Here is a 24,752-nt window from a genome sequence, read left to right as displayed (position 1 = left end):
GTCAGCCGTTAACCCGTTCCACGAGGACCCGGATCCGGCCGCCGCAGGAAAGCCCGACGCGCCAGGCGGTCTCGTCCGCGACGCCGAAGTCGAGAACGCGCGAGGTGCCAGAGGCGATCACGTCGGCCGCTTCGGTGATGACCGCGCCCTCGACGCATCCTCCCGAAACAGAGCCCTGAAAATTGCCGTCACTATCGATCACCAGATGGCTGCCGACCGGCCGTGGTGCCGAGCCCCAGGTCTCGATCACTGTTGCGATCGCCACCCGGCGTCCTTCCTTCAGCCAGGCTTCGGCGATGTCGAGCGGATCGAGAACATTCACTGCCTGCCTCATGCGTGCCACCTCCCATGCGCGCCGGTCACCGTGGCCCGGCCAGGATCTAGGAACCGCCGCGGGTCCGCCTGGCGGGAGCGCTGCCCGGACAGCGCCTTCACCAGTTCGCCAATCGATTCAAGATTGTGCACGGCCCGGAATTCGTCAACATGCGGCAGCATCGCCCGCACACCGCGCGCCCGCGCCTCGAAGCCGTCGAAGCGCAGCAGCGGGTTCAGCCAGATCAGCCGCCGACAGGATCGGTGCAGGCGGTCGATTTCGATTTCGAGATCGGCGACGTCATCGCGCTCCAGACCGTCGGTGATCAGAAGCACGATCGCGCCCTGCCCGAGCACGCGCCGCGACCAGCGCCGGTTGAACTCATGCAAGGTCTCGCCGATGCGCGTGCCGCCGGACCAGTCCTTGACCGTAGCCACGCAGTCGTCGATCGCCGCATCGGGATCACGATTGCGCAATTGGCGCGAGACATTGGTCAGCCGGGTTCCGAAGAGGAAGGTATGAACGCGCCGCCGTTCCTCGGTCAGCGCATGCAGAAAGTGCAGAAAGATGCGGGTGTATTGGCTCATCGAGCCAGAGATGTCGGCGAGGACGACAAGCGGCGGATGGACGACGCGCCGCTCCCGAAACCGCGGCAGGATCAGTTCGCCGCCAAAGCGCATGGCGTCGCGCATGGTGGCGCGCGGGTCGATGCGGATCTGACGCTTCGAGGGGCGGAAGCGGCGCGTGACGACGCGGTCCATCGGTAGTGTCAATGCCGAAAGCGCGCGCTTGGCCTCGGCAAGCTCGGCAGCGCTCATCTGCGCGAAGTCGGCCCGGCGCAGAAGCTCGCGACCGGAGACCGTGAAACGTGCATCGACTTCGATCTCCGGCTCGTCGCGCGGCGGTCGATCGGCCTCGTGGCCAGAAAGCAGCGCGTCGCTGACGCGGGTCTCGCCTGCCCGGCGCTGCTGCCGTTCGCTCTCGCGTTCCGGCGCCAGCGGCGACATCATCGCGATCATTTTTTCGACGAGACCGCGCGACCGCCAGAACAAGCGAAACGCCTCGTCGAAGACCGGCTGGTCCTCGTGACGTTTGACGAAGACGCATTGCAGCGCGGCGTAGAACGCGTCGCGTCCACCGATCCCGATCAGCGCCACCGCATCGATGGCGTCGGCGATGGCGCCTGGCCCGATCTTGATGCCGGCGCGCCGGAGCGCGCGCGCGAAGAAGACAATATTGTCGGCAAGCCGTCCGTCGCCTGTCGCGATTTGCGGGGGAACATCGTCCCTGTGCTGTTCCCGCGCCTCCGTCATCAGCTTGCCGCCAGCAATTCCGCCTTGACCTCGGAGAGCAGCTTTCGCCCCTCTGCCCCCTCTATCCTGGCGATGTCGTCCTGGTATTTGAGTAGGGTGCCAAGCGTGTCGGCGATCGTCTCTGGATCGAGCGCCAGCCGGTCGAGTTCCGTCAGCGCCGTTGCCCAGTCGATGGTTTCGGCAACGCCCGGGTTCTTGAAGAGGTCGATCGTGCGCAGCCGCTGCACATAGGCGATGACTTCCCGTGACAAGGTGGCATTGCAGCCGGGAACCTTGCGGCGAATGATCTCCAGTTCCTGCGCCGCCTTGGGATAATCGACCCAATGATAGAGGCAGCGGCGCTTCAGTGCGTCATGGATCTCGCGGGTGCGATTGGTGGTGATGATGACAACAGGCGGTTCGTCCGCCCGGATCGTACCAAGTTCCGGAATTGTCACCTGGAAATCGGACAAAACTTCCAGCAGGAACGCCTCGAAGGCTTCATCTGTCCGGTCGAGCTCGTCGATCAGGAAAACGGGCGCACGTCCCGAATTGGAGGAAATGGCCTGCAGAACCGGGCGGCGAATCAGGAAACGTTCGGAGAAGATGTCGCTTTCGACCCGCTTGCGGTCGACCTTGCCGGATGCTTCCGACAGGCGGATTTCGAGCATCTGCGCCGGATAGTTCCACTCGTAGACGGCCGAGGCGACGTCGAGACCTTCGTAGCATTGCAGCCGGATCAACGGCCGGTCGAGCGCCTTGGCCAGAACCTTGGCGATCTCCGTCTTGCCGACGCCGGCTTCGCCCTCAAGAAAAAGCGGGCGCTTCATCCGGAGTGCAAGAAACAGCACCGTCGCCAGCGCCGTGCCGGCGAGATAATCATGTGCCTCCAGCAGTGCCATCGTCTCTTCGATGGACTGTGGCAGGCCCGTTGCCGCCTGTGTCGCCATGTCTCCTCCACCGCGGCCCGAATCGATCGCTGGATGCTGGAAGGGGGCAAAATCCACCGGCCAACTCAACGACTTAGAGCGATCTTCTCATGTTGCGATGAGCAGTCGACCGCTGAGCAAAAAACTTATAGCGAGTGGTATCCGCGGTCCACATAAATAAGCGGCGGGCGGGACGGCCCGATCGCGACGTCGACGACCTCGCCAAATAGTACCAGATGCGTGGCGATCGTCTTCACCTCGACCAGACGGCAATCGAAAGCGGCGGTGGCATTGACGAGGATTGGCGCACCGGTTGTAAGCCGCGTCCACTGTCCGAGCGCAAAACGCAGATCCATGTCGAGCTGGTCGCGGCCGGAGAAGCCATGGGCAAGCGCCCGGTGCTCGTCGCCGAGCAGGTTGAGTGCAAAGCTGTCGCTGCGCGTGAAGATATCGTTGCGCGGATTGGCGCCGTTCAGGCAGACGAGAACCGTCGGCGGGCTGTCGGAAACCGAGCAGGCCGCAGTCACAGTGACGCCGCGCCGCTCGCTGCCGTCAGCGGCGGTGATGATCTGCACGTGACCGGCCAGGCGGCTCATCGCGTCGCGATAACTGATAGGGTCCAGCCGGGTCTTCTCCAACACATCTTTCTCCGGGCGATGTCAGGCACATACATAGACGCTGGCGGAAAATATGAAACCCGCCGGAGGGAGAATCTTGCACATCTGCGACGTGGCCGTGACGCAGATTGAACCTTCTTCGCCAGGAGCGGCATCTTTTCCTTTGACGCCGGGAGGCACATCCTTAAAACATGCGGCAACGACCGTGCCTCGCGTCTGACGCGAGCGGCAACGGAACAGGAAGCTGTGGTGGCTCGCCGTAGGACTTTGCCCCGGATCGGTTCGGTCGGGAAAGCCTGCGGCGGCGGAGTAAGTGAATGCGTCGATCCATTGTCAGCAGCCTTATCCTTGCCGGACTGGTACAGGCAACGCCGGCTTTGGCGGCCGGCATCAAGGTGGCGGTCGTGGCGCCTGTGGAAGGTCCGTTCGCGCCGCTCGGCAAGCAGATTGTCGACGGCGCCGGCTTCAAGGCCGGTGATCGTGGCAGCGAGATCGTCGTCATTCCCGAGACCTGCGATACCGCCGGCAGCGAGGCACTGACCAAAGCGCTGCTTGCCGCAGGTGCCGAGGCCGCAGTCGGCTTTCTCTGCACCGAAAGCCTGGATGCGGCGCTTCCGGCACTGACCGAGGCGGGCTTGCCGGCGATCACGCTCAGCGTGCGCTCCGATATCCTGATGGAAGACGCGCTCAAGAACAAATGGCCGCTCTTCCGCCTCGCGCCGAGCGGCAATGCCGAGGCTACGGCGATCGTCGATGCCATCGTCAACCGCTGGAAGGACAAGCCCATCGCGCTCGTCGACGATGGCACGATTCACAGCCGGGAACTGGTCGAGGCGGTGCGCGCAGCACTCGCCGAAATCGGCATGACGCCGGTCTTCAGCGACACCTACCGGCCGGCGCAGGAGCAGCAGATCAACCTCGTGCGGCGCCTGGTGAAAAGCGGTGCAACCCACGTCTTCACCGGCGGCGACCGGCAGGATACCGCCGTGATCGCCCGCGATGCCCTTGGCGAAGGCGCGAGCCTCACCTTGCTTGGCGGCGATGCCTTGAACGCAGCTGATCTCACTGTCCCGCTTGCCGATGGCGTGCTTGCGGTAACGCTGCCGGATGCGGCGCAGTCGCCGGAGGGCAAGCCCTTTGCCGACGAGATGCGCGCCGCCGGCATCGAGCCGGAAGGCTATGTGATGCCGGCTTTCGCCGTGATGGCTTTGCTGGAGGAAGCCAAGGACCGGGCAGCACAGGACGACAAGTCGCTGATCGAAGCGATCGCCGGCAAGGGGCCCTACCCGACCGTTCTCGGCCTCACCGCCTTCAACGCTGGGCACGAGCGCGCCGACAATCCCTACCGTTTGATGCAGTGGCAAGGCGGCCATTTCGCGCCCGCGGCCGCTGAAGGAGCCGCCCCATGATGCGTCCCGGACCGCTGAACCTGATCACCGATGTCAAAGGTCTGACGGTCGGCAACGCCGAGGACCATCGCCTGAAATCGGGCGTCACCGCGATCGTCTGCGACCCGCCGGCGACGGCTGCGGTCCAGGTCCTGGGCGGTGCGCCGGGAACCCGGGAGACCGACCTGCTCGATCCGCACAATACGGTACAGACGGTCGATGCGCTCGTTCTTTCCGGCGGTTCGGCCTTCGGGCTCGATGCCGCGTCCGGTGCTCAGGCGGCGCTCAGGGAAATGGGTCGCGGCTTCGCCGTCGGCCCACACCGGATACCGATCGTACCGACGGCGATCCTCTTCGACCTCATCAACGGTGGCGACAAGGATTGGGGCCGCTTCCCGCCCTATCGCGAACTCGGCTTCGAGGCCGTCGGGCGGGCCGGCGCGACATTTTCGACCGGTTCGGCAGGCGCCGGCACAGGCGCGCTGACCGCGAGCCTGAAGGGCGGTCTCGGTTCGGCATCCACGGTTCTGCCGAACGGTATCACCATTGGCGCCCTCGTCGCCGTCAATGCGCTTGGATCCGCCACCGTCGGCAACACCGGGCATTTCTGGTCTGCGCCCTTCGAACTGGAGAGCGAGTTCGGCGGACTTGGCCTGCCCCACCCGATGCCGGCCGATGCGGCCGACATCCGCATCAAGTTCCGCGACCGTCAGGCCGCCGTCGCCAACACGACAATTGCGGTCATTGCGACGGACGCCGTGCTGACGAAGGCCGAAGCCAAGCGCCTGGCGATTGCCGCCCATGACGGCTTCGCCCGCGGGCTCTGGCCGGCGCACACGCCGCTCGACGGCGATCTGATCTTCGCGCTTGCGACCGGCGCCAGCGGCAAGACGCCGACAACAGAGGATTTCATCGATCTCGGCGCCGTTGCAGCCTCGACCATGGCGCGCGCGATCGCCCGCGGCGTCCACGACGCAACGCCGGCGGAAAACGATCTCATGCCATGTTGGTCAGAGCGTAGCTGACGCAGCTTTGATCGCAGGCATGTTGTTTGCGGGGCTCGGCGGTGCTATTCCCGCGGAAAACACGCTGGAGTGCGCCATGACCCACCCTATCCGCATTGCCCCGTCGATCCTGGCGGCCGATTTCTCCAAGCTCGGCCAGGAGGTTCGCGATGTCGTCGATGCCGGCGCGGACTGGATCCATCTCGATGTCATGGACGGTCATTTCGTGCCGAACATCACCTTCGGCCCGGATGTCATCAAGTCTCTGCGCCGCTACACCGATGCGACGTTCGACTGCCACCTGATGATTTCGCCGGCCGACCCGTTCCTCGAAGCTTTCGCCAAGGCCGGCTGCGATATCCTGACGGTTCACGCGGAAGCCGGTCCGCACCTGCACCGCTCGCTGCAGACGGTCCGTTCGCTCGGCAAGAAGGCCGGCGTGTCGCTCAATCCGGCAACGCCAGAAAGCGCGATCGAATACGTGCTCGATCAGCTTGACCTGATCCTCGTCATGACCGTCAATCCGGGCTTCGGTGGGCAGAAGTTCATCGACGCCACCGCGGAAAAGATCCGTCGCATCAAGGCGATGATCGGCGATCGACCGATCGAGATCGAAGTCGACGGCGGCATTGCGCCTGAAACGGCAGCCATTGCCACCGGCGCCGGCGCCAATGTTCTCGTTGCCGGCTCGGCGATCTTCAAGGGCGGTTCGGTCGAGGCCTATCGCTCGGCGATCGAAGCGATCCGTGCGCCGGCCGAGAAGGCTTATCGATGACGACACGCGCGGCAATTTCCGGCCTTTGTTGCCTGGCCGCGGCCGCCACTGCGTCGCCGGCGCTTGCTGGCGACTATGCCGCGCTTCAGCCGATCGGCTTTTCCGCTGATGGCAATGTCTTTGCCTTCGAGGAATATGGCGTTCAGGACGGCTCCGGCTTTCCCTATTCGACCATCTATGTGATCGACACGCGCAATGACAGCTTCCTGCCGGGTGCACCGGTGCGCGCTGTCAGTCGCGAAGATGGCAGCCCGCTGTCGAAGGCGCGCCATGAAGCCCGCCGTCGGGCTGCGCCCCTGATCGATGCCTATCGCCTGGCCGATGCGCCCGGGCTGCTCGCAGCCTTCAACCCGATCACGGAAGCCAACGCCAAGCCGCACTCGCTGACCTACGATGCTTTTGCAGCCGATGAGGCGTTCCGAGAGACCTATACGGTAACGCTCGAGGAAAAGACCTTCGAGCCGGACGGCATCTGCAAAGACTTCCTGAAGGAAGCCAAGGGTTTCCGTCTGTCGATGACGATGAAGGCGGGCGCACCGGCAAGCGACATGCTTCAGGACGACAGTCGCATACCGGAAAGCCGCCGTTGCCCCACCGGCTACCAGGTGGGTGGCGCCATCACCCACCGCAACGACGACGGTTCGGAAACCCATGTGATCATGGTGCTTGTGAAGTCGCTCGGCTTTGAAGGCACGACGGACGGGCGCTGGATCGCGGTCCCGACGCGGATCGCGAAATGAACGAAGCGGCCGCCAGCGTCGAAGCGAAAGCAGGGCGTGCGGCGGTCGGTGCCCGGAAGCGGACCCGCCTTGCCCGGTCCGTGCCGAGCGTTCCGTTGCTGCTCCTTGGCGCCCCCTTGTGGAGCGTGTCGATGACGCTATCGGCGTGGTTTGCGCTGTGGCTGCGGGAACGGGACGTGACCTTTCATCTGGCCGAACTTCTTTGGGTCTTCGGGGCCGGCGCTTTGCTCGCCTGGCCGCCGGCGCTGTTTCTGGCCCGCTTCGCGGCGATCGGACGCGGAATAGAAACGCGTTTCGCCGCCTATCTCTTCTTCCTTTCGCTCGGCACGATCGGGATGACGGCATTGCTCTTTGCGCTCGACTACCGCGAGTTCTATGCGCAGTGGCACGCCCCGATCGGAACCACGACCTGGCTCTTCCAGTTCGCCTTTACGACGCTGATCGCCTTCTACCAGTTTCTCGTCATGGGCCTTCGCCTCTATTTGCCGATCGGCGGTGTTATACTGCTCGCCGTCTGCCTGTGGCTGGCAAGCGATCGCCGTGCGCAACGGCGTTGAGCTTCGCGGCTATCTTTGCTAGAGGCACGACCATCCCTCCACTGACGACGAAAGCTTAAGCCCATGATCCCCCGTTACTCCCGACCGGAAATGGTGGCCATCTGGTCGCCGGAAACGAAATTCCGCATCTGGTTCGAGATCGAGGCCCACGCCTGCGATGCGCTTGCCGAAATCGGCGTGATCCCGAAGGATGCTGCGCGCACGATCTGGGAAAAAGGCGGCGCTGCCACTTTCGACGTCGCTCGCATCGACGAGATCGAGGCCGTCACCAAGCATGACGTCATTGCCTTCCTGACGCATCTCGCCGAATTCGTCGGCCCGGACAGCCGCTTCATCCACCAGGGCATGACCTCGTCCGACGTTCTGGATACCTGCTTCAACGTGCAGCTGGTCCGCGCGACCGACCTGCTGCTGGCCGACCTCGACAAGCTGCTCGAAGCGCTGAAACGCCGCGCCTTTGAACACAAGGATACTGTGACGATCGGCCGTTCGCATGGCATCCATGCCGAGCCGACCACCTTCGGCGTCAAGCTGGCGCTCGCCTATGCCGAGTTCGACCGCTGCAAGCAGCGCCTGCTGGCCGCACGCGAAGAAGTCGCCACCTGCGCGATCTCCGGCGCCGTCGGCACTTTCGCCAACATCGACCCGCGCGTTGAAGAACACGTAGCCGAGGCGCTCGGGCTGAAGCCGGAACCGGTTTCGACCCAGGTCATCCCGCGCGACCGCCATGCCATGTACTTCGCCACCCTCGGCGTCATTGCCTCGTCGATCGAGCGCCTGGCGACGGAAGTCCGTCACCTGCAGCGCACCGAAGTGCTCGAAGCGGAGGAGTATTTCTCGCCGGGCCAGAAGGGCTCGTCGGCGATGCCGCACAAGCGGAACCCGGTTCTGACCGAAAACCTCACGGGTCTCGCCCGTATGGTTCGCGCCTTCTCGATCCCGGCCATGGAAAACGTTGCGCTTTGGCATGAGCGCGACATTTCGCACTCCTCGGTCGAGCGCATGATCGGCCCGGATGCAACGGTGACGCTCGACTTCGCGCTCGCTCGTCTGACCAGCGTTATCGACAAGCTGCTCATCTACCCCGAGAACATGATCAACAACATGAACAAGTTCCGTGGGCTCGTGCATTCGCAGCGCGTGCTGCTGGCGCTGACGCAGGCCGGCGTGTCGCGTGAGGACGCCTACCGCCTCGTGCAGCGCAACGCCATGAAGGTCTGGGAACAGGGCAAGGACTTCCTCGAAGAACTGCTCGCCGACGCGGAAGTCCGTGCGGCCCTTTCTGAAGAAGATATCCGCGAAAAGTTCGATCTCGGCTATCACACCAAGCACGTCGACACGATCTTCAAGCGCGTCTTCGGCTGAGGTTCTGCGCTGAGCGGACGGCCGTAGGCCTTTGGTTTTTGTTGCCATGCCCGCATTTGGAGCACATCGCTCAAATGCGGGCATTTGCGTTAGCAGGAAATTCACGCATTGCGTGCAAAGCTCAGGGCCTGTCAATCCAGGTTCTGAGGATCACATGGCCTACAAGGACAGTGTCGAGCGGGCGACGCAGCGCACGCAAACGAAAATTACAGGTACGGTGACCGTCAAGTCCGGCTCCAGCAGCGGCATCGTCAAGGACCTTTCTGCCGAGGGCATCTGCTTTCAGCTGCTCTTCGACATCGGCGCCAAGACGGGACAGGAAGTGACGATCAGAAGCGAGGAACTCGGCTTCCTGACCGGCATGGTGCGCTGGTATCGCGGCGACAAGATCGGCATCAAGCTCAACCTGTCGTCCAACACCGCGGCGCAGATCTCATCTTACTACAAGCATTTTCGCTAGGCCGGACTTCTCGGCGACACGCCACAAGCGCCGCAGGTCGATCGACATGCGGCGCTTTTTCGTTGAGCGGTTACATCCCGCCTTCGGCTGTCGGCGATCAGTGTGAACGCGCGCGCGGACCGGGCTCCACCATCTTGCGATAGAGGTGCCAGGTGGCGTGTCCGAAGATCGGCATGATGACGGCGAGGCCGACGAAGACCGGGATCGAGCCGATGACCAGGCCGGCGGCGATAATGAAGCCCCAGATGGCGACAGGCACCGGGTTGACGAGCGTTGCGCGAATGGAAGTCTCGACCGCCGATACGGCGCCGACGTCCCGATCGATCAGCAACGGAAACGACACGACGGATGTCGCCAGAACGATGACGGCGAAGACGAAGCCGACGGCGTTGCCGACGAGGATCAGGTTCCAGCCCTGATCAGTGCCGATGATACCGTTCCAGAAGGCTGCAATCGAATCCGGCGGTTCCGCCCCGAAGATCTGCACATAGAGCGCCTGGGCGACGAGCAGCCAGATGATGAAGACAACGAACAGCATGGCGGCGACGGCCATGATCGACGGCAGCGCCGGAGAGCGGTGCAGGCGAAGGGCGTGCGGCCAGGAGTAGTCCATGCCGAGTTCTCGCCGTCGGCTGATTTCATAAAGCCCGATCGCAGCGACTGGGCCGATCAGAGCGAAGCCGGAGACAAGAGGATAAAGCAGCGGCAGCATGTTGGCGCCAGCGCTCCAGGTGATCAGAACGACACCGGCGATCGGGTAGATCAGGCAAAGAAAGACGTAGTGCGATGGTTTCTCGCGAAAATCGTCAAAGCCCAAGCGTAAGGCGTCGAATACATCCGCGACGCCAATCTTTTTTATTCCGGGATGGGCGACACTCGCGTCCGCTCCCGACAGGACATGGAATGTTGTCATGGCTCACACTCCTCAACGAACCAGAGCGGCCACGGAACAAAGATGCGACGAACCAAGCCGCACCATCCGCGACCGTCCCTTCGATTATACAGAAAATGCGACCGCTGTCGCCTGCCGCCTCTCGCCGCGTTAAGCGGCCTATTGGAACGCGAACATCGGGCTCGTCGGGCGGGCTCCCATGGGTGGCTTCGAGGCCCTGAAGCACGGGTAATGCTGAAGGTCTTGACTTCCGCGCCTTTCAGCGCCACATCGCGGCCACCATGAAAGTATCCGACGCTCATATCCTCATCGTTCCAGGCTACACCAACTCCGGACCGGAGCACTGGCAGACCCGCTGGGAGCGCAAGATGTCGACCGCACGCCGCGTCGAGCAGGCGGAGTGGGCAAAGCCTGTCCGCGAGGATTGGGTGGCGCGCATGATCGAAGAGGTCAATGCGGCGGAAAAGCCTGTGGTCATCGTCGCCCATTCGCTTGGCGTCGCAACCGCCGTGCACGCCCTACCCCATTTCACCAAGCCGATCGCCGGCGCCTTCCTGGTGGCACCTCCGGATGTTGCCAACCCGGCGATCCGTCCGAAGCATCTGATGACCTTCGGTCCCTACCCGCGCGATCCGCTTCCCTTCCCGTCGCTGATGGTCGCCAGCCGCAACGATCCGTTCGGTTCCTACGAGCATGCGGACGACATCGCCAACGCCTGGGGTTCGCTGCTCGTCGATGCCGGAGAGTCCGGCCACATCAACACCGAGTCCGGCCACGGGCCGTGGCCGGAGGGAACGATGGTGTTCGCCCAGTTCTTGAGCCGGCTTAAACCCTGACGCGCCCGATCAACCTGTCGACGCCTTATTAATCCGACGTTCATTGTCCGCGGTCATCATCGCCGGCACGACGCGACTCGTCTCATGATGGTGCCGAGCGCTGTCAACCTTGATCTGCGCCGGCATTGACCGGATCGTTCCGCTTGGTTGCCCGGCCGCAGATACTGGACATGGGAAGTGGCCGTAAACGAACGTCTCACCAAAGGTGCGCAAGGCGCACCGGCGCATCCGGATGCTCTGACGCAGGCCACCTTGGAACGGTTGCCGGCAGGCGCTGTCGTTGTCGATGCGCACAGACGGATCCTGGCCGCTAACGTCCTTGCCGGCGAAGTGTTCGGCCGCACGCTTGTACAGTTGCGACACGCCTTTCTGAATGACTTCGTGGCGGAAGAGGACCGGTCGCGCGTGCCGCCGCGCGCCACATCGACGGTCGCCGAGACGATCCATTTCCTTGGTCCCGACCGCTCCGTGCCGATGCTCGTTGCCTGTTCGCCGGTGCGGTTCGCGGATGAAGCCGCCTCGCTGCTGCTGATGCTGCCGGCCGATGACTTCGTCAACGAGATCGCCGGATTGCGCAACGACGAGACCCGCTGGAAATATGCCCTGGACGGCGCGCTTGAGGGTGTCTGGGATCACGACTTCGAAACCGGAGACCTGTTTTACTCGGCCACCTGGAGGCGGCTTCGTGGGTTGTCCGAAGACGCCCAGGTGGATGGTACCCTTGAAAACTGGATCCAGAACGTTCACCCCGACGATCATGCGCATGTGCGCGCCGCGATCGAGCGGCAGGATTCCGGCGAGGCGATCTTCAACACTTTCGAGTATCGAGAGCGTCACGCCGACGGTCACTGGATCTGGATCGAAAGCCGCGGCGCCTCGGTTGCCTACTGGCCGGATGGCAGGCCGAGCCGCATCATCGGGACGGATACCGACATCACCGCCCGCAAGGAGGCCGAGGCCCGGCTCGAGGAGGTCTCCCGCCGACTGAGGCTGGCGCTCGGCGTCTCGAAGATTGGCGTGTTTGACTTCAATCTCGATGCACTGCGCGACGACTGGGACGAGCGCATGTTCGAGATTTATGGTCTCGACCCCGCCGATGGCGCACCAAGCTCTGAGACCTGGGAAAACTCCCTTCACCCCGACGATCGCGATGCCGTGGTCCTCAGAACCAACGAAGGCATCGCCTCGGGTAAACCCTACAGCAATGCTTTCCGTATCGTGCGCCCGGACGGTTCCGTCCGCCACATCCGCTCCAATGCCGCGACCTATGTCGATCATCTCGGAACGCGCAAGCTCATCGGCGCCAACTGGGACGTTACCGAGGACATCGCGCTGCAGGAAGAACTGCGCCAGGCGAAAGCCTCGGCCGAAGCGCGCAACCGTGAACTCGAGCAGGCGCGGATCAGGATCGAGTACAACGCGCTGCACGATTACCTGACCGACTTGCCCAACCGTCGCTACCTGGATCAGATGCTGACGGAGAATGTCGCAGTCAACGCGATCCTGCATATCGATCTCGACCGCTTCAAGCAGATCAACGATACGCTCGGACACCAGGCCGGAGACGCGATGTTGACGCATGCGGCCGCGATCCTGCGTGCCCACGCCCGCCACGACGATTTTATCGCCCGCATCGGCGGCGACGAGTTCGTCATCCTCTGCCGCCGGGACCGCGACCTGCCGCAGCTGACCGAGCTTGCCGAGCGCATCGTCCATGCCTTCCGCCGCCCCATTCCCTATGACGGTCAGCTCTGCCGCCTGGGCGCAAGCATCGGCATCGCCTTCAAGGGGGGCGAAGACATCGACGCCAAACAGCTGCTGATGAATGCCGACATCGCCCTCTATCGGGCAAAGAGCGTCGGGCGCGATCGCGTCGAAGTGTTCTCCGAGCTCATTCAAACCCAGATCCTCAACGCCAAGCGCATCGGCGACGATATTCGCCAGGCGATCGAGGAAGGGCAGTTCACCGTCTATTACCAGCCGCAGTTCCATGCGCGCTCGCTGGAGATATCCGGCGTCGAGGCGTTGGTGCGGTGGAACCACCCGGAGCGCGGCATCCTCACCCCCTTCCATTTCCTGAAGGTGGCCGAAGAGATCAACGTCCTGCCGGCGATCGACAGGAAGGTGGTCGAGCTCGCCTATCGCGACTTTCAGTCCTGGCAAAACGAAGGGCTCGGCGTTCCCAAGATCTCGGTCAACATGTCGTCGCCGCGGCTGCGCGACCCAGGATTGATCGCCGATCTGCGCGACATGCGGATCCCGCCGGGCATCCTTTCCTTCGAGCTGCTCGAGTCCATCTTCCTCGATGACCCGGAAGACGAAATCGCCGGGACCATTTCAGCACTCGGTGACCTCGGCATCGAAATCGAGATTGACGATTTCGGCACCGGGCATGCCTCGATCATCGGCCTGCTCAACCTCAATCCGGCCCGGCTCAAGATCGACCGGGCGCTCGTCGGACCGATGACCGAAGGTGCCAAGCAGGCGAAGCTGGTGCGGGCGATCGTCGACATCGGCCACTCGCTCAACATCGCTGTCGTCGGCGAAGGCGTGGAGACCTGGGAGCACGCGGCGATGCTGCGGGACCTCGGCTGCGACGTGCTGCAGGGCTATGCGCTTGCGAGGCCGATGGATCGGCTGGAGCTGGAGCAGCGTTTGCGCCGCGGCTGGAAGCCGGTGTTCGGCGGTCCGGACAAATAAAAACCGCCCGGCCAGATGGACGGGCGGCGCTTCAATGAATGCGGCAACAGCCTTTCGGCTTACTTGCTCTGGAGCTGCTGGACGGCTTCGCCGAGCAGTTCGAGCATCCGCACGCGGATCTGCTCTTCGGTCTGGGCAACGCCTGCCGCGTCGAAATCCGCCTTGATCTTGCGAACGACGTCTTCATGGCCCGCTTCTTCGAAATCGGCAGCCACCACTTCGCTGGCATAGGCGTCGGCGTCGGCCTTGCCGAGCAGGCCGGCGGCCCACAGACCGAGCAGCTTGTTGCGACGCGCTTCAGCCTTGAACCTAAGCTCTTCGTCCATCGCAAACTTTGCTTCGAAGGCCTTTTCGCGATCCTGCATCGACGTCATCAATCAATCTCCCTGAGAATTCCATGTCTGAAATCAGTTTATCGCCATAAATCAAAACGCGGGTCAAACTGCAATGTGAACTTTTCCGGTTTGATGACTTTCATGTTACCCTTTGTGCGGTTCCTCAGATCGCATTTGATCAAGGATCAGGACATCGCCGCTTCGTGAGGCGGCAGCAACCTTGGCGCACTTTGAGAAGGCGCGCGGCGCCCCATGCAAATCAGGGGAACGGGCAGATACGCCGATTGTGAAATCGGTTCTTTTCGGCTATGGACCCCGAGAGATGTTCCACGCGCGTCCCGAGAGCGCCAACAACTACAGAGACAAAATCCATGAATCGTCGCCGCCGTATCTACGAGGGCAAGGCCAAGATCCTCTATGAGGGTCCAGAGCCGGGCACGCTCATCCAGTTCTTCAAGGACGACGCGACCGCCTTCAACAAGAAAAAGCACGACGTCATTGACGGCAAGGGTGTGCTGAACAACCGGATTTCCGAGTACATCTTCACGCACCTCAACAAGATCGGCATCCCCACGCACTTCATCCGCCGCCTCAACATGCGCGAGCAGTTGATCAAGGAAGTCGAGATCATCCCGCTTGAGATCGTCGTGCGCAACGTCGCCGCCGGCTCGCTGGCCAAGCGTCTCGGCATCGAGGAAGGCACGGTCCTTCCCCGCTCGATCATCGAGTTCTACTACAAGGCCGATGCGCTCGAAGACCCGATGGTCTCCGAAGAGCACATCACCGCGTTCGGCTGGGCAAGCCCGCAGGAACTCGACGATATCATGGCGCTCGCCATCCGCATCAACGACTTCCTCTCGGGCCTGTTCCTCGGCGTCGGCATCCAGCTCGTCGATTTCAAGATCGAGTGCGGCCGGCTGTTCGAAGGCGACATGATGCGCATCGTGCTTGCCGACGAGATCTCGCCGGACAGCTGCCGTCTCTGGGACATCGAGACGCGCGAGAAGCTCGACAAGGATCGTTTCCGCCGCGACCTCGGCGGCCTCGTCGAGGCCTACCAGGAAGTCGCCCGCCGTCTCGGCATCATGAATGAGAACGAACCCGTGCGCGGCACCGGTCCGGTTCTCGTGAAGTAACTTCGGGGAAAATCAAAGTGATCAAGGCACGTGTAACCGTGACGCTGAAGAACGGCGTTCTCGATCCGCAGGGCAAGGCAATCGAAGGTGCGCTCGGCGCACTCGGCTTCGACGGCATCGGCCAGGTTCGCCAGGGCAAGGTCTTCGACCTGCAGATCGAATCCGCAGACAAGGCCAAGGCCGAGGAAGACCTCAAGGCCATGTGCGAAAAGCTGCTCGCCAACACGGTGATCGAGAACTACAGCATCTCCTTCGCCTGATCCTGCAGGCGACGGAATCGTTCCGCGTCTTCGGGCGCGGAACCAGACGTTACGAAATGCCGGAGCAGCCGCTGGTCCCCTCGGGAACGCCGCTGCCATAGTCGCAGCAGATGCCAGCTCTTCGGAGCGCGCCATCAAGATTGATCTCGCCGTATCGGAGACAGAGATATGAAGTCAGCCGTCGTCCAGCTTCCGGGCCTCAACCGCGACCGCGACATGATCGCGGCCCTCACCAAGATCTCCGGCAAGGCGCCTGTCACCGTCTGGCAGACCGAGACCGAGATTCCGGATGTCGACCTGATCGTCATTCCCGGCGGTTTCTCCTATGGCGACTACCTTCGCTGCGGCGCGATCGCTGCACGCATGCCGGTCATGCAGGCGATCAAGGCCAAGGCCGAAAAGGGCGTGAAGGTTCTCGGCGTCTGCAACGGCTTCCAGATCCTCGTCGAGGCCGGCCTCCTGCCCGGCGCGCTGATGCGCAATGCCTCGCTGAAATTCGTCTGCCGCGAGATCAAGCTCGAAGTTGTCAACGCCGACACCGACTTTACCCGCGCCTATTCCAAGGGCCAGGTCATCCGTTCGCCGGTCGCCCATCACGACGGCAACTACTTTGCCGATGCCGAGACGCTGAAGACGATCGAAGGCAATGGCCAGGTGGTCTTCCGTTACGCCGAAGGCACCAATCCGAACGGTTCGATGAACGATATCGCCGGCGTCATGAACGCTGCGGGTAACGTTCTCGGCATGATGCCGCATCCGGAAAACCTGATCGAAGCCGCCCATGGCGGTTCCGACGGCCGCGGCCTCTTCGCGTCTGCGCTCGAAGTAATCGCCGCTTAACCATCGGGCTGTAGAAGGCATCCGACCCATTCCCATTTGCGAGCGAGACCGTCGATGCCTTCATTTGCCCCTGCACGCCTGACCGGCCTTGCCTGCACGGCCTTCGGCCTAATGCTTCTGGCCTCGTGCCAATCGCCGAAGCCGCCGGCCCCGAGCCCGAACACGGCGGCGCTGCCGACCATGGAGCGCGTGGCGCTCGGCGCCAACAGCTGCTGGTTCAAGTCGGGCGATGCGGAATTCAAGTCTTATCGCCTGGCGCCCGAGCTCAATTCCTTCTCCGGCCGTCCGCGCATCTTGATCGTGCCGCGCAAGTCGCCGGAGGCACGCCCCCTCGCCGTCGTTCAGGCCGAGGGCAATCCGGCCCGCCTGCAGGCCTTCGGGCCGCTGATGAGCGAGCCGACGGGAACGCGCATGGCCGCAGACATCAAGCGCTGGGCCGCTGGCGGACAGGGCTGCAAATAGCCCCAAGCTGAACTTGTCGAATTGATTAAAGGGCCGGTTGACCTCAAGGTTGCCGGCCCTTTGCATTTCGGACAGTCGGTCCTATCCGATCGGTTAGCGCCAGAATGGGACAGTCGATTCCTGACGCGCGTCCTTCTCCGAAACGCCGATATCCTTGAGCTGCCACTCGCTCATCTCCTCAAGCGCCAACCGGCCGCGTCGCTTCGCCGCCAGCTCGCAATAGCGGGTCCAAAGCCGCTTCAGCAGACCATCGCGTTCGTCCGAATAGTCGCCGCCCAGTAATGTGCCGGTGCAGCCCACGGACGTCGCTTCCGAGCGGGACAAACAAATTGTATCTATTGTACTCATTGACAATCCCAATGCAGCGATTGCTATCGTTGTCTTGGTGATAATTGACATATTTTCCGCTGTAATCTAAAGAATTGTCACTATGACAAATTGGCTCCCCGACATTCAGCAGGGTCACGGTCCGCTCTACGCACGGATCGCCGATCAAATCGAACTGGCAATTGGCAACGGGGCCTTGCCCGTCGGCGCCAAATTGCCACCGCAACGCAACCTCGCCTACGATATCGGGGTGACAATCGGCACGATCGGGCGCGCCTACAATATTGTCCGCGAGCGCGGGCTTGTGAGCGGCGAAGTCGGGCGCGGCACCTATGTGCTCGACCATCCCGAAAGCCGGCCGCCGGAGCAGGCGGACCCGCTGACGACGTCCCTTGCCGGCACCCGGCCCCTGGTCGCGCCCGTTGGCAAGCTCAGGTTCGACAGCACCGCCGCGCCGGATATCGGCCAGGGAACGGTGCTGAGCGAAGTGTTGAGCGAAATCAGTCACGAGCATCACGCCGATATTGCCAGCTACGCGCGGAACTTCCCGGATCACTGGTTCGAGGCAGGCTGCCAATGGCTGGCGCGCGGAGGGTTTCGTCCTAAGCCCGAAAACATCGTGCCGACGCTCGGTGCGCATGCGGCCGTCGTTGCCGTAATCGCGGCGGTGACGGCCCCAGGTGACCGCATCGCCTTCGAGACGCTCACCTATTCGCAGGTCAGCCGCAGCGCCGGCCTGATTGGTCGCCGCACGACGCTGGTCGAATCCGACGCCTTCGGCATGATCCCCGACGACTTCGAGCGCGTCTGCGCGCAGCAGCATCCGAAGCTCGCCTTCCTGATGCCGAGCGCGCAGAACCCGACAGTGGCCGTCATGCCGCTCGCCCGCCGCCAGGCGATCGCCGATATCGCCCGCAAATACGGCGTCTGGCTGGTGGAGGATGATCTTTACGGCGCCATGACCGGCGATCAAACGCCGCTGCTCGCCGAGCTTGCGCCCGAACGCACCTTCCTCGTCGGCGGTCTTTCGAAGTCGGTTGCCGCAGGCGTTCGCGGTGGCTGGGTCGCCTGCCCTCCGCATTTCGGCCAGCGCATCCGCATCGCCCACAAGATGGTCAGCGGCGGCCTGCCGTTCATCCTGGCGGAACTCTGCGCCCGGCTGGTGCTCTCCGGCTCGGCTGCAGCCTTGCGCAGCCAGGGCATCGAGGAGGTTCGCGCCCGCGAAGCAATGGCGCGCGAGGTCTTTGAGGGTATCGAGTTCGCGTCCCATCCCTGCATTCCGTTCCTCTGGATGAAGTTGCCTGACCCCTGGCTGTCAGGAACCTTCAAGCAGGCGGCTCTTCAGGAAGGCGTGCTCGTCGACGACGAGGACGAGTTCAAGGCCGGCCGTACCGATCGCGTCTTCCATCGGATCCGCATCGGCTTTTCCTCGCCACCGCAGCGCGCCGAGGTGAGAGCCGGATTCCAGACGCTGAAGCGGCTGCTCGACAGCGGCCGAGCCGGCTACGACAGTTTCGAGTGACTATCGAAATCGACGGGGTGACTTTCGCGCAAGCTTCCGCATCATACTGTTTTAGCAGTCTTGCGTAGATGATTCGCCCTCAAGGATTTCGCATGCCGCTATCGCTTCGCCCGGTTCCGTCCCGCCTGATTGCATCCCTTCTTTTCGTCACGACCACCTCCGTCATCGCCGCGCCGGCGGCGGCTCAAGATGGTGTCTTCGACGAAATGCGCTTCGGCGTGACGACATCGATCGCCAGCGGCGGCAAGCAGGAAGACGGCGTGTTTCCGTCGTTCACGCTCTACTTCGATCCGTTCAATGCGGACGGCGCCGCGGATCTCGGCGAAAAGCTGCTGCGTCCACGCGTCTATACCGGTGCTGCCGTGGCCACGTCGTCGAACGGCGTCAACCAGGCCTATGCCGGCCTGAGCTGGACCTTCGACATGACGCAACGCCTCTTCGTGGAGTTCGGCGCGGGCGGCACGGTTCACGACGGCGATCTCGACGATCCCAACGGTTCCGGTCCGCAACTCGGCTGCCGCTTCCTCTTCCGCGAATACGCCGCCGCGGGCGTGCGCCTCGACGAACACTGGAACGTCTCGGCGACCGTTGAACATGCGTCGCATGCCAATCTCTGCGACGGTCCCAACAACGGCCTGACACGCGCCGGCCTCGCCCTCGGCTACAAGTTCTGACGCAGGCCTGCGCAGTCGCGCTCAACAAAGCTTCATACGGGCATCAACCGCTGTTGATCGCCCGTATTTTTCTGTCGCGCCGCGCCGCAGCATAGGTTAAAGAAGCCGCAAAGCGCCCCCTGTTTCTGTTGCGGTTCGCACGCGCCATATTCCTCATTAGTGGATTGCGCGCCGCCCGAAGGATTTGACGGTCGACGATGACGATTTCCAACACCCGCCCCATTACCCCGGACCTCATCGCATCGCACGGGCTGAAGCCTGACGAATACGAGCGCATCCTCGGCCTGATCGGGCGCGAGCCGACCTTCACCGAGCTCGGCATCTTCTCGGCCATGTGGAACGAGCACTGCTCCTACAAGTCTTCCAAGAAGTGGCTGCGCACGCTGCCGACCAAGGGGCCGCGCGTCATCCAGGGCCCGGGCGAAAACGCCGGCGTGGTCGACATCGATGACGGCGACTGCGTCGTCTTCAAGATGGAGAGTCACAACCACCCGTCCTATATCGAGCCCTACCAGGGCGCGGCAACGGGCGTCGGCGGCATCCTGCGCGACGTCTTCACCATGGGCGCCCGTCCCGTCGCAGCGATGAACGCGCTGCGCTTCGGTTCGCCCGACCACCCGAAGACCCGCCACCTCGTTTCCGGCGTCGTTGCCGGTGTCGGCGGCTACGGCAACTCCTTCGGCGTTCCGACCGTTGGCGGCGAAGTCGAGTTCGATGCCCGCTATAACGGCAACATTCTGGTCAACGCCTTTGCCGCCGGCCTCGCCAAGAGCGATGCCATCTTCTACTCCAAGGCCGAAGGCGTCGGCCTTCCCGTCGTTTATCTCGGTGCGAAGACCGGCCGCGACGGCGTCGGTGGCGCGACCATGGCGTCCGCCGAGTTCGACGAGTCGATCGAAGAGAAGCGCCCGACCGTTCAGGTCGGCGACCCCTTCACCGAAAAGTGCCTGCTCGAAGCCTGCCTCGAGCTGATGACGACCGGCGCCGTCATCGCCATCCAGGACATGGGTGCAGCCGGCCTCACCTGTTCGGCCGTCGAAATGGGCGCCAAGGGCGACCTCGGCATCGAGCTCGACCTCGACACCGTTCCGGTGCGCGAAGAGCGCATGACCGCCTATGAAATGATGCTGTCGGAAAGCCAGGAGCGCATGCTCATGGTGCTCGAGCCCGCCAAGGAAGAGGTCGCCAAAGCGATCTTCGTCAAGTGGGGCCTCGATTTCGCAATCGTCGGCAAGACGACCGACGACCTGCGCTTCCGTATCCTGCACCAGGGCGAAGAGGTTGCGAACCTGCCGATCAAGGAACTGGGCGACGAAGCGCCGGAATATGATCGTCCCTGGACCCCGGCCAAGACCGCGGCACCGCTCGCAACCAACGACATTCCGGCAGCCGACGTCGCCGACGCGCTCGTCAAGCTCGTCGGTTCGGCCAACAATTCGTCGCGCCGTTGGGTTTACGAGCAGTACGACACGCTGATCCAGGGCAACTCGCTGCAGCTGCCGGGCGGCGACGCCGGTGTCGTGCGCGTCGAAGGTCATGCCTCCAAGGCGCTTGCCTTCTCCTCCGACGTGACGCCGCGCTACGTCGAAGCCGATCCTTACGAAGGCGGCAAGCAGGCGGTCGCCGAATGCTGGCGCAACCTGACGGCAACCGGATCGCTGCCGCTGGCAGCCACCGACAACCTCAATTTCGGCAACCCGGAACGCCCTGAGATCATGAGCCAGCTGGTTCATGCCATCAAGGGCATCGGAGAAGCCTGCACCGCACTCGACTTCCCGATCGTGTCGGGCAACGTCTCGCTCTACAACGAGACAAACGGCCAGGCGATCCTGCCGACCCCGACCATCGGCGGTGTCGGCCTGATCAAGGACTGGTCGAAGATGGCGCGCATCCGCTTTGCCGCTGAAGGCGAAACGATCCTCGTCGCCGGCGCTCCGGCCGGTCTCGGCTCGCACATCGCCCAGTCGGTCTATATGCGCGACGTTCACGGCCGCACCGATGGCCCGGCGCCCCATGTCGATCTGGCGCATGAGCGCAAGGTTGGCGACTTCGTCCGCGGCCTGATCGTCGACGGTCTTGTAACCGCCGTGCACGATTGCTCGTCGGGCGGCCTGGCACTTGCCGTTGCCGAAATGGCGATGGCTTCGGGCATCGGCGCCTCGGTCGACGCTGTTGCCGGCCATGATCCGATCGCGACCTTCTACGGCGAAGACCAGGGTCGCTACGTCGTGACGGTTGCCGCCGGCGCGCTCGACGCGGTTGCCGCTCGTGCCAAGGCTGCCGGCGTCTCGCTCCCCGTCATCGGCAAGACCGGCGGCGACGCCGTCAAGCTTGGCGACGCCAGGGCCGTCTCGGTTGCGGATCTCCGCGCCGCCCATGAAGGCTGGTTCCCGGATTTCATGCAGGGCGACCTCGCGCCTGAAAACTGAGAGATCGATGACGGGAGCCGCACTTTCTGCGGCTCCCGTCACCCCTATTGCGTGCCTGCTTGCAGGCGCTGCCGACGGCGATCATTTGATCGTGTCAGCGCTGGCAACTACCCTCCCTCACCCAATTCAGCAATTGCGTTCCGCCCCTGAATCGTGGTTCCCTTGTTTCATGGACAACGTCGGCAGGCTGCTGACGTTGCAGAATAAAAAGGGAGTTGGCGTATCATGCCCATGACACCAGGCGACATCGAAGACATGATCAAGGCGGGGATTCCCGGAGCCAAGGTCACGATCCGCGATCTGGCCGGTGACGGCGACCACTATGCCGCCGAAGTCGTGGCCGAGGCGTTTCGTGGCAAGAGCCGCGTGCAGCAGCACCAGATGGTCTACAACGCACTGAAGGGCAATATGGGCGGCGTGCTACATGCCCTGGCACTTCAGACGAGCGCGCCGGAGTAAGCTGGCGTGGCTGACCTGATCAAGGAACTCGTCAGCGGCGTCGTTGACAGCGCGCTCAAGGAAATTCTGAGGAAGACCGGCGTCAAGCGCACGACCACCAAGCGGACGAAGCGCCGGACGCGGCCGGCGGCCTCTGGCGGCGGCATCCTCGCGGATATCCTTGAAGCCGCCATCCGCAAGCCGGCGAAGAAACAGGTCAGCCGGCGGAAAACCTCGGCGGCGCGCAGCAAGACGCGGCGCCGCACGGCTTGAGTGGTATTAAAACCACATCTTGAGGCCCATCAATATTTGTTGCGATTGGGTGGTGAAAATCACCAATATGCATGCTATCTAAGGCCCAATCGATATCCGGCCCTTGAAGCCGGCGCAGGAAGGAAGACAGGATGAGCGGAATTCACGAATTCATCGACAACGAAGTCAAGACGAACGATGTGGTGCTCTTCATGAAGGGTACGCCGCAGTTCCCGCAGTGTGGCTTCTCCGGTCAGGTGGTCCAGATTCTCGACTACATCGGCGTCGACTACAAGGGCATCAACGTGCTCGCCGACGCGGACCTGCGCCAGGGCATCAAGGACTATTCCAACTGGCCGACGATCCCGCAGCTCTACGTCAAGGGCGAATTCGTCGGCGGTTGCGACATCGTGCGTGAGATGTTCCAGGCCGGCGAACTTCAGTCCCACCTTTCGGAGCAGGGTATCGCCGTCAAGGGCGCTGTCGCCTGATCCAAGGACGCCTTGTCCCGATCCATCGGAGAAGGCGGGCAACCGCCTTTTTTGATTCGGACGTTCCGTCCGGATCTCGATTTTTGTTGTCTTCCCAAAGGCTTTGCGCGCTTGGTTCGCGCAATGACCGTTTGAATGTTTGTGAAAGCAGGCTTCCTTCCTGAAACGTTTCCGGCGTTCTGCAGCGAGGCCTGGGGCCGCATTTTCGGCCTGTCATGAAGCAGTCGCGATCGTTCGGCATAAGCAGCAGCGGTTCCCGCTCCGGCCTCCCGGCACGGAAATGACCCCGTCGCTGCCAATCGATGCTCCCGCCGCTTCCTGCAGGCCCGGTCCATGTGGTGCGGCTTCCCGGTCGCTCCCGCCTGACATCCCTGTGCCGACCGGCATTTAGCCAGCCGACATCCTTCTTTTTCCGGAGCGGTCCGGACCCAGACCTGTTTCGCTTGGCGCCCACCGCGCCGCTAGGACTTTTGAAATGACAAGCACGACCAACGACGATGCCCTGCCCGGCCTCACGAAATTCCAGTTCATCGCGCTGATGGCCACACTGATGGCGACGAACGCGATTTCGATCGACATCATGCTGCCGGGCCTCCAGGAAATCGGGGCCAGCCTGGGCGTGGCGTCGGAAAACGAGCGGCAATACATCATCACCGCCTACCTGCTCGGCATGGGGGTGGCGCAGCTGTTCTTCGGCCCACTGTCGGACCGGTTCGGGCGCAAGCCGCCGCTTCTGGCGGGCCTTGCCCTTTATGCCGTCTGTGCGGTGGCAATTGCCATGGTGCCGACCTTCGGCCTCATGCTCGCCCTTCGCTTCGTGCAGGGCGCGGGTGCGGCTGCTACGCGCGTCATCACTATCTCGATCGTCCGCGACGTCTATGGCGGCCGGCAGATGGCCGAGGTGATGTCGCTGGTCATGATGGTGTTCATGATCGTGCCTGTGATCGCCCCGTCGATCGGCCAGCTCATCATCAGCTTTGCCGAGTGGCATATGATCTTTGTCATCGTCGCGCTTTATGCGGTGATGAACATCGCAATCGTGCTGTCGAAGCTCGGCGAAACGCTTGATCCGGCCCACCGCCGCGCCTTCACGCCGTCGGTAATCCTCAGCGGTTTCCGCATCGTGCTGACCAACCGGTTGTCGCTGCTTTATACGCTCGCGACCTCGGTTATCCTTGGCGCGCTCTTCGGCTTCATCAACTCGGCGCAGCAGGTGCTGGTCGGCGTCTACGATCTGGGCGTGTGGTTTCCGCTTGTCTTTGCGGCTTTCGCGAGTATGATGGCGGTCGCTTCCTTTACCAACTCCCGCCTCGTCCGCCGCTTCGGCATGCGGCCGTTGTCCCATGCGGCCCTCTGCGGCTTTACGCTCGCAAGCTTCATCTGGATGTCGGCCTCGCTCTATGCGCCGCTGCCCTTCCCGGTCTTCGTGGTCCTCTATTGCGCCACGATGTTCCAGTTCGGGCTGATCGCGCCAAACTTCAACGCCATGGCCATGGAGCCGCTCGGCCATGTCGCCGGCACGGCGTCCTCGGTTCTCGGCTTCATGCAGACGATCGGCGGGAGCGTGATCGGAGCCTTCATCGGCCAGTCCTTCGACGGAACGGCCACCCCGCTTGCCACCGGCTACTTCACCGTCGCGGCCATCGGCCTCGTCTTCGTGCTCATCGCCGAACGCGGCAAGCTGTTCAAACCGCACCATCAGCCGGCCGGCTGATCTC

General features: G+C 63.1%; 27 protein-coding genes and 1 pseudogene. 20 read left to right on the top strand and 8 right to left on the bottom strand.

Going from position 1 to position 24,752, the window contains the following annotated elements:
- Window position 1 precedes the first annotated feature (1 nt).
- From ASE71_RS23545 to ASE71_RS23530, 4 genes and pseudogenes are all read right to left on the bottom strand, one after another.
- On the bottom strand, window positions 2-334 hold the full coding sequence (locus ASE71_RS23545; protein WP_060520754.1) for an XdhC family protein: 333 nt from the start codon (window positions 332-334) through the stop codon (window positions 2-4).
- Entirely contained in the window at window positions 331-1,626 is a 1,296-nt protein-coding gene (locus ASE71_RS23540) for a vWA domain-containing protein (protein ID WP_060520753.1), read from the bottom strand. Before ASE71_RS23540 ends, ASE71_RS23545 begins: the two co-directional genes overlap by 4 nt.
- On the bottom strand, window positions 1,626-2,555 hold the full coding sequence (locus ASE71_RS23535; protein WP_060520752.1) for an AAA family ATPase: 930 nt from the start codon (window positions 2,553-2,555) through the stop codon (window positions 1,626-1,628). Before ASE71_RS23535 ends, ASE71_RS23540 begins: the two co-directional genes overlap by 1 nt.
- A gap of 125 nt (window positions 2,556-2,680) precedes the next feature.
- Window positions 2,681-3,207, bottom strand: a pseudogene (locus ASE71_RS23530) (flavin reductase family protein).
- Window positions 3,208-3,468: 261 nt separating this feature from the next.
- Between ASE71_RS23530 and ASE71_RS23525 the strand changes: the two are divergent.
- The 7 genes from ASE71_RS23525 to ASE71_RS23495 all read left to right on the top strand — a co-directional run bounded on the left by ASE71_RS23525 (window position 3,469) and on the right by ASE71_RS23495 (window position 9,440).
- Window positions 3,469-4,560 (top strand): branched-chain amino acid ABC transporter substrate-binding protein, encoded by a 1,092-nt coding sequence (locus ASE71_RS23525; protein ID WP_060520750.1) that lies wholly within the window; start codon window positions 3,469-3,471, stop codon window positions 4,558-4,560.
- Window positions 4,557-5,564 (top strand): P1 family peptidase, encoded by a 1,008-nt coding sequence (locus ASE71_RS23520; protein WP_060520749.1) that lies wholly within the window; start codon window positions 4,557-4,559, stop codon window positions 5,562-5,564. The genes ASE71_RS23525 and ASE71_RS23520 overlap by 4 nt, the downstream gene beginning before the upstream one ends.
- A 76-nt stretch (window positions 5,565-5,640) precedes the next feature.
- On the top strand, window positions 5,641-6,318 hold the full coding sequence (gene rpe / locus ASE71_RS23515; RefSeq protein ID WP_034794395.1) for a ribulose-phosphate 3-epimerase: 678 nt from the start codon (window positions 5,641-5,643) through the stop codon (window positions 6,316-6,318).
- Window positions 6,315-7,058, top strand: a complete 744-nt coding sequence (locus tag ASE71_RS23510) for a DUF2259 domain-containing protein (protein WP_060520748.1) — start codon at window positions 6,315-6,317, stop codon at window positions 7,056-7,058. Before rpe ends, ASE71_RS23510 begins: the two co-directional genes overlap by 4 nt.
- Window positions 7,055-7,615: a hypothetical protein gene (locus tag ASE71_RS23505; RefSeq protein WP_060520747.1), complete on the top strand. Its 561-nt coding sequence runs from the start codon at window positions 7,055-7,057 to the stop codon at window positions 7,613-7,615. The genes ASE71_RS23510 and ASE71_RS23505 overlap by 4 nt, the downstream gene beginning before the upstream one ends.
- A gap of 63 nt (window positions 7,616-7,678) precedes the next feature.
- A complete protein-coding gene (gene purB, locus ASE71_RS23500; protein ID WP_060520746.1) occupies window positions 7,679-8,980 on the top strand; it encodes an adenylosuccinate lyase in 1,302 nt (433 codons plus the stop codon).
- Window positions 8,981-9,134: 154 nt separating this feature from the next.
- Window positions 9,135-9,440, top strand: coding sequence for a PilZ domain-containing protein (locus ASE71_RS23495; RefSeq protein ID WP_034794416.1), 306 nt, complete (start codon window positions 9,135-9,137; stop codon window positions 9,438-9,440).
- Window positions 9,441-9,537: 97 nt separating this feature from the next.
- Here ASE71_RS23495 and ASE71_RS23490 read toward each other — a convergent pair whose 3' ends face one another.
- Window positions 9,538-10,353, bottom strand: a complete 816-nt coding sequence (locus ASE71_RS23490; protein WP_060520745.1) for a DUF2189 domain-containing protein — start codon at window positions 10,351-10,353, stop codon at window positions 9,538-9,540.
- Window positions 10,354-10,613: 260 nt separating this feature from the next.
- On the opposite strand from ASE71_RS23490, the gene ASE71_RS23485 reads away from it, so the two are divergent.
- Together ASE71_RS23485 and ASE71_RS23480 are read left to right on the top strand one after the other, a co-directional pair.
- Window positions 10,614-11,168: an RBBP9/YdeN family alpha/beta hydrolase gene (locus tag ASE71_RS23485; RefSeq protein ID WP_034794640.1), complete on the top strand. Its 555-nt coding sequence runs from the start codon at window positions 10,614-10,616 to the stop codon at window positions 11,166-11,168.
- Between the two features lie 177 nt (window positions 11,169-11,345).
- Window positions 11,346-13,868: an EAL domain-containing protein gene (locus ASE71_RS23480; protein WP_060520744.1), complete on the top strand. Its 2,523-nt coding sequence runs from the start codon at window positions 11,346-11,348 to the stop codon at window positions 13,866-13,868.
- A gap of 59 nt (window positions 13,869-13,927) precedes the next feature.
- On the opposite strand, the gene ASE71_RS23475 is transcribed toward ASE71_RS23480, so the two are convergent.
- Window positions 13,928-14,242 carry a DUF1476 domain-containing protein gene (locus ASE71_RS23475; protein WP_034794424.1) on the bottom strand — a complete coding sequence of 105 codons (315 nt, stop codon included), beginning with the start codon at window positions 14,240-14,242 and terminating at the stop codon, window positions 13,928-13,930.
- Window positions 14,243-14,574: 332 nt separating this feature from the next.
- Between ASE71_RS23475 and purC the strand changes: the two genes are divergently transcribed.
- The 4 genes from purC (at window position 14,575) to ASE71_RS23455 (ending at window position 16,901) form a co-directional block, all read left to right on the top strand.
- Complete coding sequence (gene purC, locus ASE71_RS23470) at window positions 14,575-15,339, top strand: phosphoribosylaminoimidazolesuccinocarboxamide synthase (RefSeq protein ID WP_034794646.1); 765 nt, start codon at window positions 14,575-14,577, stop codon at window positions 15,337-15,339.
- Between the two features lie 17 nt (window positions 15,340-15,356).
- Window positions 15,357-15,599, top strand: coding sequence for a phosphoribosylformylglycinamidine synthase subunit PurS (purS, locus tag ASE71_RS23465; RefSeq protein WP_034794427.1), 243 nt, complete (start codon window positions 15,357-15,359; stop codon window positions 15,597-15,599).
- Between the two features lie 168 nt (window positions 15,600-15,767).
- Window positions 15,768-16,439 (top strand): phosphoribosylformylglycinamidine synthase subunit PurQ, encoded by a 672-nt coding sequence (purQ, locus tag ASE71_RS23460; protein WP_034794430.1) that lies wholly within the window; start codon window positions 15,768-15,770, stop codon window positions 16,437-16,439.
- Between the two features lie 54 nt (window positions 16,440-16,493).
- Window positions 16,494-16,901 carry a hypothetical protein gene (locus tag ASE71_RS23455; protein ID WP_034794436.1) on the top strand — a complete coding sequence of 136 codons (408 nt, stop codon included), beginning with the start codon at window positions 16,494-16,496 and terminating at the stop codon, window positions 16,899-16,901.
- Between the two features lie 93 nt (window positions 16,902-16,994).
- On the opposite strand, the gene ASE71_RS37065 is transcribed toward ASE71_RS23455, so the two are convergent.
- Window positions 16,995-17,201, bottom strand: a complete 207-nt coding sequence (locus tag ASE71_RS37065) for a DUF1127 domain-containing protein (protein WP_060520743.1) — start codon at window positions 17,199-17,201, stop codon at window positions 16,995-16,997.
- Window positions 17,202-17,331: 130 nt separating this feature from the next.
- Here ASE71_RS37065 and ASE71_RS23445 point away from each other — a divergent pair, with 130 nt between their 5' ends.
- Both ASE71_RS23445 and ASE71_RS23440 read left to right on the top strand, forming a co-directional pair.
- A complete protein-coding gene (locus ASE71_RS23445) occupies window positions 17,332-18,750 on the top strand; it encodes a PLP-dependent aminotransferase family protein (protein ID WP_034794440.1) in 1,419 nt (472 codons plus the stop codon).
- 92 nt (window positions 18,751-18,842) lie between these two features.
- Window positions 18,843-19,424 carry an acyloxyacyl hydrolase gene (locus ASE71_RS23440; protein ID WP_060520742.1) on the top strand — a complete coding sequence of 194 codons (582 nt, stop codon included), beginning with the start codon at window positions 18,843-18,845 and terminating at the stop codon, window positions 19,422-19,424.
- Between the two features lie 43 nt (window positions 19,425-19,467).
- Here ASE71_RS23440 and ASE71_RS35910 read toward each other — a convergent pair whose 3' ends face one another.
- Entirely contained in the window at window positions 19,468-19,635 is a 168-nt protein-coding gene (locus ASE71_RS35910) for a hypothetical protein (RefSeq protein WP_156400741.1), read from the bottom strand.
- Between ASE71_RS35910 and purL the strand changes: the two genes are divergently transcribed.
- The 5 genes from purL (at window position 19,622) to ASE71_RS23415 (ending at window position 24,748) form a co-directional block, all read left to right on the top strand.
- On the top strand, window positions 19,622-21,853 hold the full coding sequence (purL, locus tag ASE71_RS23435; protein WP_060520741.1) for a phosphoribosylformylglycinamidine synthase subunit PurL: 2,232 nt from the start codon (window positions 19,622-19,624) through the stop codon (window positions 21,851-21,853). The genes ASE71_RS35910 and purL overlap by 14 nt on opposite strands.
- A gap of 225 nt (window positions 21,854-22,078) precedes the next feature.
- Window positions 22,079-22,312 carry a BolA family protein gene (locus tag ASE71_RS23430; RefSeq protein ID WP_034794447.1) on the top strand — a complete coding sequence of 78 codons (234 nt, stop codon included), beginning with the start codon at window positions 22,079-22,081 and terminating at the stop codon, window positions 22,310-22,312.
- Between the two features lie 6 nt (window positions 22,313-22,318).
- On the top strand, window positions 22,319-22,564 hold the full coding sequence (locus ASE71_RS23425; protein WP_060520740.1) for a hypothetical protein: 246 nt from the start codon (window positions 22,319-22,321) through the stop codon (window positions 22,562-22,564).
- A gap of 131 nt (window positions 22,565-22,695) precedes the next feature.
- Window positions 22,696-23,034, top strand: coding sequence for a Grx4 family monothiol glutaredoxin (grxD, locus tag ASE71_RS23420; RefSeq protein ID WP_034794485.1), 339 nt, complete (start codon window positions 22,696-22,698; stop codon window positions 23,032-23,034).
- A gap of 475 nt (window positions 23,035-23,509) precedes the next feature.
- Window positions 23,510-24,748 (top strand): multidrug effflux MFS transporter, encoded by a 1,239-nt coding sequence (locus ASE71_RS23415; protein ID WP_060520739.1) that lies wholly within the window; start codon window positions 23,510-23,512, stop codon window positions 24,746-24,748.
- Window positions 24,749-24,752: the final 4 nt, after the last annotated feature.

Origin of the sequence: Ensifer sp. Root954, assembly GCF_001429005.1 — a bacterium.
Lineage (GTDB): Bacteria > Pseudomonadota > Alphaproteobacteria > Rhizobiales > Rhizobiaceae > Ensifer > Ensifer adhaerens.
Note: the sequence above shows the minus strand (reverse complement) of the source record. Positions and strands in the feature narration are given on the sequence as shown.